The sequence below is a fragment of the Pseudomonadota bacterium genome (genome assembly GCA_030775045.1).
GTDB lineage: Bacteria > Pseudomonadota > Alphaproteobacteria > JALYJY01 > JALYJY01 > JALYJY01.
Window position 1 is genome coordinate 1 of record JALYJY010000078.1, and the last position, 8,931, is coordinate 8,931.

Sequence of the window (8,931 nt, forward strand, 5' to 3'; positions counted from 1 at the left end):
TGTCGACAATGATCTGCGGCATATCCATGTCAGTCTGGAGTGCCAGATGGATTCAGCGGATCTGGAGGATAGGGATGTTCCGTACGTCCCTGCCAGGATTACCACTACAAGAGCCGGCGGCTGGCTTCCCGGGGAGCGGCCGGACAGTATTTTTATCCTGAATCTGGATTTTCTGGTCCGCCGGCACAGCGAAAAGGATGTCCGGTTTTCCCTGTGCGAATTCGAGGGCAGAAACTGCTCCGGGGTCGGGGACAGGATTCTCGATGCCCTGAAAAGCGCTGATCTTTTTGTTGCGGATCTGGTTCTCAGGAAACTGGGATACCGGTCTGCGCGGCTGGAGCAGGTTCCAGGCCTGCTGGCGCTGGAGGTTGCTACAAACCCCCAGGAGCTGTGCCAGGCGCTGTCAGCATGGCTTCTGGAAAATACGGACAGAAAGCAGGCGGAAGCCGAAACCGAAGCAAAGGCGGCCGCAGCAGATCGTCAGTTGCCGGCTGTGACCCCCTGATAACCGGACAGCCGGCTCTGTCTGGCACAGCAGAAATCTTGCTTTCCGGGGTGATCTTTTATAGAAACCGCACCGGTTTCCTGTAATGATCAAAGTTGCTCCGTGAAAAAAATTCTCGCCAACATCTTTATTACGTTCTGTGGTCTTGTGACCACAGCGCTGACCATTGTCCTGAATTTCCTGGTTTCAGACTATCTGGATACAAATCTCTATACATACGCTGTGGCGGGTATTGTGCCCGTTGGTGCCATCCTGGTGGGAGCGATAGCGGCGTCCGGTTATCTGCTGGGCAGTGGCCTGACGAACACGCGCCCGCACTGGACGCTGCTGCTGCAGATGGTTGCTGTTGCTGCCCTGGCCAACGCGGCCATTTATTTCATCGAGTGGCAGATCGTTCTGGACGACAATGGCAGCTATATGTCCTTCCTGGATTACATGAGAACCTCTCTCACCGAAGCGCATTATCGCTTTGGCAGCAGCAACAGGGACCTGGGCGAGGTTGGCCAGTGGGGATATGCCCTGGCGGCCCTGAATTTCCTGGGTTTCCTGTTTGGTGGCGTGGCCATCTGGCTGTTCCTGAAAGACATGCTTTACTGCGCGCCCTGCCAGAAATACCTGAAAAGCCAGGGGTCCATCACCCGGCGCTTTGAGAATGCCGGAGCATTCCGGTCACAATATGACGGGCTGGTGAATACGCCAGCCTCGTCCATGCTTCTGGCCAGCCTTGTCAGCCATCCGGGCCTGTCCGGACGGCCAAAACGGGGGGTCCATGAGCTGACTGTCACCCTGTACCAGTGTCCCGGCTGTACGGCGCAGACCCTGCGCTGCAGGGTGAAAATCCTGGGCCTGACCGGATGGTCGGAAGATGAGGATCTGAAAAAAGCTGTCCCTGTCCCCGCCAGGGTTGATCTGAAACCGGCGTTTGCGAAAAACTGAGGGTGAGTTATCTGGGCGCGGCTCTTCTTGCAGCCTGCAGCAGGGTGCCGGGAAGGCTCACAGCAAGTCCTGACGCTGTCCTCACAAGTGCATCCGCGCCCTGCCAGAAATCTCCGAAGTGCTCGTTCAGTCTGGCCAAGGCCTCGTTCGGGTGTTTTCCTGTACCTTCAAGGAAAGACTGGATCTGGATTATCAGATTCCCCGGTATGCCTTCCGGCCAGATCCGTACTGTACGCTGGGACTGCTGGTACTGGCCATACTGGTAACAGAAGACAATCTGGCTGGCCGTCGCGATGGAGCCACGGCAGACTGCAGAGAAGAAGCGGCCAATTTTTGCCGGTTTTCCGCAGAGCCGCTGCATGGCGGCGATATCAGCAAAGGTATAGAAGCCCGAGAGAACATCATACGGCTTCCAGGGTATATTCTGAATTCCGCAGGCCGGCCGCGCCAGGGCCTGGAAATACATTCCCTTGTATATCTCAAGGTTCTCTCCGCCCTTGCCGTCCAATGCCCCCAGGTTTCCCATAATTTCAGAAACTGTAATGCCGCGGAGATTAATATTGCCATTTGATCTTTCCACCCTGATGCCCAGGCGACTCAGGGCCGTAATGGCCGCGCGCTTTTCAGGAGTATTCCTGAAAGGTTCGGGCAGTTGCTCAAACGGTGGCTGTATGGCGCTCATTCCTGAACCCTGTTTTCTGAAACCGGCCTATCTTTCAAGAATGGACATCCCCTGGTCAATGCATGATTTACTTTCATTGCACAGGCAGAAATCCAGTTTCCGTCTATGGCAGGAAGCGCGCCTGCCCGGCAGCGGGTTCCCGGCCCGGCTTCAGACGGGACGGGGAGATAGCGGCGGCGCTCCCAAAAGAGTGGCCTTCAGCCCTGCCGGTGGCCGGGAATAGCCCAGCGCTGCTCTTGCTGTTATGACGGCAGGAAGGCTGTGGCACCATTTTCTGGCCCGCTTCAGTTCCGAATGCAGTGCCCTTGCGGCCATATTGAAAACGGCCTGCTGGCCTTTCTGTACATGGGGCAATTCCCCCTGTTTCCGGCCGTCCAGGGAATTGTATCCTGTGACACTTCGCTGGTTCAGGGTGTTGACATAACCCTCGATCCGGGTGATCCTGTCGTGCAATGCTGTGGTCGCTGCAGCATCCATCCTGTCAGATGTCTCCAGAATGGCCTGGTGCAGTCTGAGAAAGCCGTGCTCCAGCTGGGCAGAAAACATGATTTGCCAGCGGGGGTCCTTTTTTCCCTGTTGGGGGTAAAGAGAAACCAGGGTTTCCAGTCTTGCGGCAATTTTTGCTGCGTTCAGGGTTTTGATATCTGACAGGTGCGCTGGCCAGACTGCAGCTATGATTTCTGCCTGTCGCTCTGCCAGATCCGGGCAATTGCTGTAATAGCGCCGGGCCGCAGCTTCTGTTTTCTTCTGATCACGGACATAGGCCCGGATCATCATCTGGTACACTTCCTGGTCCCGGCGAATTTCTGTCCACGCGTTCAGGAATTTGAAGCCTTTGGGAGAACACATGTTCGCAAGGCGTGTCCGTGCCCTGACAATTTCCTGTTCGGCTGGTGCTGTCATGGTTTTCTCCGTTTCCGACCCTGCAAAGTCATAGGACGCCAGATGCGGGGAGAGCAACGGCTGATTTACTTTCATTCTTTTGCGACCTCTGGCAAAAGTATCCCATATCTTTCCCGGTCCTGGAAAATCCGATGCCCCGCAACAGTCTCCGTGATTTTATCGAGCGTCTGGAAAAAGCCGGACGGTTATTCCGGGTGAGGGAGTCTGTCCCGACCCATCTGGAGATGACGGAGATCCACACCCGTCTTCTGGCCGAAAAAGGGCCTGCATCGATGTGCAAAATGTGATCAGGAAACCCGTTCGGGCATTCCGGATGAATAATGGTAATTATTCTGGCAGCGGCTGCCGGCCTGATTTTGTGACCGGTACATTATCTGGCTGGAATTTCTCAAGTACAGGTTTGGGCATGAAGTCCCGGACCACAGGATCGATCAGCCAGAAGTAAGTTTCTTCATGCCCGCGCTGCCTGTCAATATTCACGGGATTTTTATCCCACATCCCGGAGCGGCCCCCGATCCATATCAGGTTTTTTTCGGTCAGTTCTTTTACAACTTCATTGGTCAATCCCAATCTGTAATCTTCTCTCAGACGGGAAACACCATTCTCGGTAAAAAATGTTATGATGTCTGGCGGAAGCAGTAAATCTCTGAAATAGTAGTCCATTCCTTCGGCATCCTGTCGCCGTGTAATAAGATCAAAATCTGTTCTATGGGTATCATCTGTTGCAGGGTCAGGAGATCTGTTGTCCCTGTAAACAGTACCGCTATAATCTTTCATACGGTAACCTTCCATGATTTCAATCCTTGCGCAATGAATGGCTGTTTCAACAGTAGCCACATTTATTACACAGGGGCTCGAGCCAACAGCAAAGACCAGCTCAATGCCCGCTGCCGCAGAAAGTTCTTTACCCATTTTTTCAGCTGCTTTTTCAGCTACACTAAATTCTGCTTCGAGCTGTCTGATTCTGTCGGGGGGTAAATATGCAGGAAGGCGCCGCCTGGTCATGAATTTTTCCTTGTCTTTCTTGTTGAAAAAAACACTCTGGGATGCATTTTTAATTTCAGCAAGATTTTTAATTCAAAGATTTTTCAATCTGTTGCTTTGCATCTGATCTTGATCCACGCTGCATCTTTATAGTTTTCTGAAAGAATCCCATGCCTCACACCAGCCTTCGCGATTTCATGGACCGTCTGGAAAAGGCGGACCGTCTGGTCCGGGTGAGGGAACCCGTCTCAACCCATCTGGAAATGACCGAGATTCACACACGTCTGCTGGCTGAAAAAGGCCCGGCGGTGCTGTTTGAAAATGTGATCAGGGCAGACGGGACGAAATCGGATATACCCGTGCTGGTCAACCTGTTCGGCACGGTGGAGCGCGTGGCCTGGGGCATGGACCGGGAGCCGCACCAGCTGCGCGAAGTGGGGGAGACTCTCGCCTTTCTGAAACAGCCCGAGCCGCCTGGCGGCTGGCGCGAGGCGCTCGGCCTGCTTCCGTTGGCCCGCACCGTCATGGCCATGCAGCCCAAAACCGTGAGTTCTGCCCCGTGCCAGGAAATTGTCCTGACCGGCGATGACATTGATCTGAACAAACTGCCCATCCAGGGCTGCTGGCCCGGCGAGCCCGCGCCGCTGATCACCTGGCCCCTCGTCGTGACCAAAGGCCCCACGGACAAGCGCGAGGACAACTTTAACCTCGGCATCTATCGCATGCAGGTGCTGGGCAAAAACAAGACCATCATGCGCTGGCTGAAATACCGTGGCGGGGCCCAGCATCACCAGCGCTGGAAACAGGCGGGCAAGCGCGAGCCTCTGCCCGTGGCGGCGGTGATCGGCGCTGATCCGGGCACGATTCTGGCCGCGGTGACTCCTGTGCCGGATACGCTGTCGGAATACCAGTTTGCCGGCCTGTTGCGCGGGAAAAAGGTGGAGCTGGTGGACTGCAAGACCGTACCGCTGAAAGTGCCGGCGCAGGCGGAAATCGTGCTGGAAGGCCATGTGAGCCTGGACGATTATGCTGACGAAGGACCCTATGGCGACCACACGGGCTATTATAATTCCGTCGAGAAATTTCCCGTGTTTACCATCACAGCCATCACCATGCGTCGTGATCCGATCTATCTGTCCACTTTCACCAGCCGCCCGCCGGACGAGCCCAGCATTCTGGGCGAGGCGCTGAATGAGGTGTTCATCCCGCTGCTGGCCCAGCAGTTCCCCGAGATTGTGGATTTCTGGCTCCCGCCCGAGGGATGCAGTTATCGCATCGCGGTGGTGAGCATGAAAAAGGCTTACCCGGGCCACGCCAAGCGCGTGATGATGGGCGCGTGGTCGTTCCTGCGCCAGTTCATGTACACCAAGTGGGTCATCGTAGTGGACGACGATATCAACGTGCGCGACTGGAAAGACGTCATGTGGGCCATCAGCACGCGCATGGACCCGGCGCGGGACATCACGATCATCGAGAACACGCCCATCGACTATCTGGACTTCGCCAGCCCCGAGAGTGGTCTGGGCAGCAAGATCGGCCTGGACGCCACCAGCAAATGGCACCCCGAGACCAAACGCGAATGGGGTCACAAAATGCGCATGGACCAGGGCGTGATCGACGAGGTCACCCGCAAATGGGCGTCGTACGGCTTGCCGGGAAGCGGGAAGGAGATTTGGTGAAACTTACCTCTCCCTCAGGGGGAGAGGTCAAGGTACCCACGTTTTACTTTTACCAATGTGTGGCAGGGTGGCGGGATTCCAGGTATGGCCAATCCCCGTGAGTCAAAGATGCTTTCCCGCGAAGACACAGAGCAGTTGCTTCATACCGGCCTGACAGAGGACGAGATCCGGGCGGCTGACGAGGTCCTGTCAGAAAAGAAACGTGTCCTGAAAAATCCCTGCCGCGCCATCGTCAATCTGTGGGAAACGTCCAGGAACCTGAAAACCTGGCTGGAGATAAGCCTGTCCCTGGAACGCTATATTGCCTTGGCCTGTGGGCTGAATGACACCCATCTCTTTACCATGCCTTCTTCTGTGGCCACCGGGCGGTTTACCCTGACGGATTTTCTGGTGGCCCATCCGGATGTTTTCTGTAACAGCCTCCAGCATTTCCTGCTTCTGCGCGTCTGTGCATCGTCCGAAGGCGGCAGCATCAGTTTTCCCGACCTGAAGCTGCGCACTTCCCATTCGTCCTGGCTTCAGGGTCTGGTTCTGAAAGAACAGCAGCCGCTGTCGCCGGAGGAGGCCATGGTCTGCCGGACCCGGGCGCGGGAGAATTTCCACCGGGCCTTCAGCGGCAATGGCCCCTTTGAGCCGGCGGTTTTCAGGGAGGCTTTTGCAGCGCTGCTGCGGGATCTGCCCCTCCTGGACGGAGAGGGGTGGGGAGACCTGTTTCCCCGGGGCGCTACCGCTGCAAGAGCGGTAAATCCGGATCCACGTCCTGTGCCCTGATCAGGCAGCCTGTTTTTATTTTCGGCCTGACCGGGTAGTATTGGCTGATTCCTCCACAGATTCCGGAAAAAATCCATGTCAGGATCTTCAGGCTCCAGGCCAAAACTGGAGCGACGTGATTATGACGCTGCTGCTGCGTGGCTGGAGCGTACGGCGCGTGATCCTGTTCCGGCCGTTATGGATGAGGTGGTCCGGAAACTGGAATTTGTCTCCCACAGGGATGCGGAAGACGTCAGATCCGGGCTTTGCCTTATGTGCTGGTATCCAGGCCGGGCCGGCATCCTGAAAGAACAGGATGCGTTTCCGCCCGGAACGCTGTCTCCCGGTGCCCGGAAATTGTGGGCGGGGCTGCATAACATGCTCGTTGTCCGGTATGACAGGCTGTCCCATTATGGTCATGAGTGTCTTGCGCCGGAAGATGTCTTCAACGCTGTCCTTGTCCTGTGCTTCAGGAAGGATGCCAGGGCTTTTGTGGCGGCCTGTTCACAGGCTATCAGCGAGGATCTGGGAGGTAATTTCTGCGGCCCCGTAAACTGGGATGATTACACACAGAAAGAATCCCGGGAAGAACCAGCACGGCTTGCCCAGGCCACTGAAGCCTGGAATCCCCCCGGACTCAAAGCCGCCTGACGGCAGCGGGGTGTGGGCCGCCTGTCGACAAGGCGGGGGGAGGCGTGTATCCTGCGCCCGGTTTTCACACGATCACGGTCAGTGTCATGTCAGGGTTTGAGTCCAACAAGGTTTTTGCCGCCGTCCTTCTGGCCGGCCTCGTGGCCATGATGTCGGGCTTTATCGCGCACGTACTGTCAGAGCCGGAGATGCCGGAAAAAAACGCCTATGTGGTCGAGGTCCCGCAGGCCGGGCAGGGCCCGGGAACTGCATCCACGGCTCCCGCAGGGCCGGAGGATATCCGCCCGCTGCTGGCCTCGGCTGACCTGGCCGCCGGGCAGAAAATCACCCGGGCCTGCGCGGCCTGTCACAGCTTTGACAAGGGCGGTCCGGACAAGGTGGGCCCCAACCTGTGGGGTGTTGTGGGCGGACCCAAGGCCCACCGCAGCGGCTTTTCCTATTCCGCGGCCATGCAGGGCGCCGGCGGGGAATGGTCCTATGACGAGCTGAACCACTTCCTGTTCAGTCCCAAAGGCTATATCAGCGGCACAAAGATGGTCTATGGGGGGGTCAAGGACACGAAAGACCGGGCCAACCTGATTGCCTGGCTGCGGTCACAGGCGGACAGCCCTCGCCCGTTACCCTGACCATACCGCCAGTCAACGGATAATGGCCATCTGACTTCGGTTTTCTGCGCTTCCGGTGCTCATGTACTTACACGTACACTGCGCGCCGGTTCTCGAAAACTCTCGTCATCTGGCTCATTCTGCGTTGACTGGCGGTATGGTTTGTTTCCGGTTTTCACCCTCTGCCTTTTTGTCCCGCGGGTGGGCCTTGCGGTAATTCTCCAGAAGCGTCTGTGCGTCAACGTCGGTATAGCGCTGGGTGGCCGACAGGGAGGCATGGCCCAGAAGTTCCTGGATCACGCGCAGGTCAGCCCCGCCGCCCAGAAGATGCGTCGCAAAGCTGTGGCGCAGGGCGTGGGGCGTAGCCGTGTCGGGCAGCCCCAGATGTTTCCGCAGTGCGGCCATCTGCCGCTGGGCCACGCCGGGTGAAAGTCTCTGGCCTTTTTCTCCCAGAAACAGGGGGCCATCGCTGGCCGCAGGGGGCGTTCCCGGGTCCTTCCTGTAGGCAACCACAGCCTCCACAACAGCCGGCAGGACGGGCACCAGGCGCTGGCGGCGGCCCTTGCCGGTGATGCGCAGCATGTCTCCCTGCGGCGATGGGGCCAGGGGCAGGGCGTCGCGGGACAGGGACAGGGCCTCGCTGATGCGCAGGCCGCATCCGTACAGCAGGGCAAACAGGGCCCGGTCGCGGGCGCCGACCCAGCCGGCCCTGTTATCCAGCGCCGCAGGAACATCGGCCTGGTCCAGCACCTGCCGGGCATCGTCCTGGCTGAGCGGCCTTGGCAGTGGCGCCCTGACCCGCGGTCCACGCATGGACAGGGCCGCTGCGTTATGAAGCCGGCCGCTCCTGTCCAGCCAGCGGAAGAAATTGCGCAGGGCCGACAGGGCCCGGGCGCGGCTGCTGACTCCCGTTCCCTTTTCCGCCAGTGCGGCCAGCCATGCGCGGAAACCGGCGGTGTCCGCGCGGGACAGGTCATTCAGGGACGGCGCCCCGCCCAGATGGCCGGACAGGAAAGCCAGAAAGCCGGACACATCGCTGCGATAGGCCGCCAGGGTGTGGGGCGACACGTTCTTCTGCTTTTCCAGTCCGTGCAGCCAGGCCTGCATGCAGTCCAGGACGTCAGGCTGGCAGGGCAGGAGGGTCAGGGTGTCATGCTCTTTCATCCGTAAAGATACCGGTTGAGGATTCAGCAACTCAGGAGTAACTATAAGGCATTGTCCAACAGACAGGTAAGG

Annotated in this window: 11 protein-coding genes; 7 read left to right on the forward strand and 4 right to left on the reverse strand. The window is 57.9% G+C overall.

Annotated elements, in window-relative coordinates:
- Window positions 1-505: hypothetical protein (locus tag M3O22_07245; GenBank protein MDP9196541.1), on the forward strand; the 505-nt coding region annotated here is incomplete at its 5' end.
- Window positions 506-607: 102 nt separating this feature from the next.
- The gene (locus M3O22_07250; protein MDP9196542.1) at window positions 608-1,441 is read left to right on the forward strand and encodes a hypothetical protein; all 834 of its coding nucleotides are present in this window, start codon (window positions 608-610) and stop codon (window positions 1,439-1,441) included.
- Window positions 1,442-1,448: 7 nt separating this feature from the next.
- Here M3O22_07250 and M3O22_07255 read toward each other — a convergent pair whose 3' ends face one another.
- Window positions 1,449-2,123, reverse strand: a complete 675-nt coding sequence (locus tag M3O22_07255; GenBank protein MDP9196543.1) for a hypothetical protein — start codon at window positions 2,121-2,123, stop codon at window positions 1,449-1,451.
- A gap of 150 nt (window positions 2,124-2,273) precedes the next feature.
- A complete protein-coding gene (locus M3O22_07260) occupies window positions 2,274-3,026 on the reverse strand; it encodes a hypothetical protein (protein ID MDP9196544.1) in 753 nt (250 codons plus the stop codon).
- A gap of 131 nt (window positions 3,027-3,157) precedes the next feature.
- Here M3O22_07260 and M3O22_07265 point away from each other — a divergent pair, with 131 nt between their 5' ends.
- Window positions 3,158-3,313: a UbiD family decarboxylase gene (locus M3O22_07265; protein MDP9196545.1), complete on the forward strand. Its 156-nt coding sequence runs from the start codon at window positions 3,158-3,160 to the stop codon at window positions 3,311-3,313.
- Window positions 3,314-3,353: 40 nt separating this feature from the next.
- Here the strand turns inward: M3O22_07265 and M3O22_07270 are convergent, their stop codons facing one another.
- A complete protein-coding gene (locus M3O22_07270) occupies window positions 3,354-4,031 on the reverse strand; it encodes a hypothetical protein (protein ID MDP9196546.1) in 678 nt (225 codons plus the stop codon).
- Window positions 4,032-4,180: 149 nt separating this feature from the next.
- Here M3O22_07270 and M3O22_07275 point away from each other — a divergent pair, with 149 nt between their 5' ends.
- The 4 genes from M3O22_07275 (at window position 4,181) to M3O22_07290 (ending at window position 7,716) form a co-directional block, all read left to right on the forward strand.
- On the forward strand, window positions 4,181-5,689 hold the full coding sequence (locus tag M3O22_07275) for a UbiD family decarboxylase (GenBank protein ID MDP9196547.1): 1,509 nt from the start codon (window positions 4,181-4,183) through the stop codon (window positions 5,687-5,689).
- An 84-nt stretch (window positions 5,690-5,773) separates the two neighbouring features.
- Complete coding sequence (locus M3O22_07280) at window positions 5,774-6,460, forward strand: hypothetical protein (protein MDP9196548.1); 687 nt, start codon at window positions 5,774-5,776, stop codon at window positions 6,458-6,460.
- A 75-nt stretch (window positions 6,461-6,535) separates the two neighbouring features.
- Complete coding sequence (locus M3O22_07285; GenBank protein MDP9196549.1) at window positions 6,536-7,090, forward strand: hypothetical protein; 555 nt, start codon at window positions 6,536-6,538, stop codon at window positions 7,088-7,090.
- Between the two features lie 86 nt (window positions 7,091-7,176).
- Window positions 7,177-7,716, forward strand: a complete 540-nt coding sequence (locus tag M3O22_07290; protein MDP9196550.1) for a cytochrome c family protein — start codon at window positions 7,177-7,179, stop codon at window positions 7,714-7,716.
- A 114-nt stretch (window positions 7,717-7,830) separates the two neighbouring features.
- On the opposite strand, the gene M3O22_07295 is transcribed toward M3O22_07290, so the two are convergent.
- Window positions 7,831-8,802, reverse strand: coding sequence for a tyrosine recombinase XerC (locus tag M3O22_07295; GenBank protein ID MDP9196551.1), 972 nt, complete (start codon window positions 8,800-8,802; stop codon window positions 7,831-7,833).
- Window positions 8,803-8,931: the final 129 nt, after the last annotated feature.

What these genes read in the sequence shown, in the direction of transcription:
- M3O22_07285 (MDP9196549.1), top strand. Translation starts at nt 6,536, where the DNA reads ATGTCAGGATCTTCAGGCTCCAGGCCAAAACTGGAGCGACGTGATTAT.
- M3O22_07280 (MDP9196548.1), top strand. Translation starts at nt 5,774, where the DNA reads ATGGCCAATCCCCGTGAGTCAAAGATGCTTTCCCGCGAAGACACAGAG.
- M3O22_07295 (MDP9196551.1), bottom strand. Translation starts at nt 8,802, where the DNA reads ATGCAGGCCTGGCTGCACGGACTGGAAAAGCAGAAGAACGTGTCGCCC.
- M3O22_07265 (MDP9196545.1), top strand. Translation starts at nt 3,158, where the DNA reads ATGCCCCGCAACAGTCTCCGTGATTTTATCGAGCGTCTGGAAAAAGCC.
- M3O22_07275 (MDP9196547.1), top strand. Translation starts at nt 4,181, where the DNA reads ATGCCTCACACCAGCCTTCGCGATTTCATGGACCGTCTGGAAAAGGCG.
- M3O22_07255 (MDP9196543.1), bottom strand. Translation starts at nt 2,123, where the DNA reads ATGAGCGCCATACAGCCACCGTTTGAGCAACTGCCCGAACCTTTCAGG.
- M3O22_07270 (MDP9196546.1), bottom strand. Translation starts at nt 4,031, where the DNA reads ATGACCAGGCGGCGCCTTCCTGCATATTTACCCCCCGACAGAATCAGA.
- M3O22_07290 (MDP9196550.1), top strand. Translation starts at nt 7,177, where the DNA reads ATGTCAGGGTTTGAGTCCAACAAGGTTTTTGCCGCCGTCCTTCTGGCC.
- M3O22_07260 (MDP9196544.1), bottom strand. Translation starts at nt 3,026, where the DNA reads ATGACAGCACCAGCCGAACAGGAAATTGTCAGGGCACGGACACGCCTT.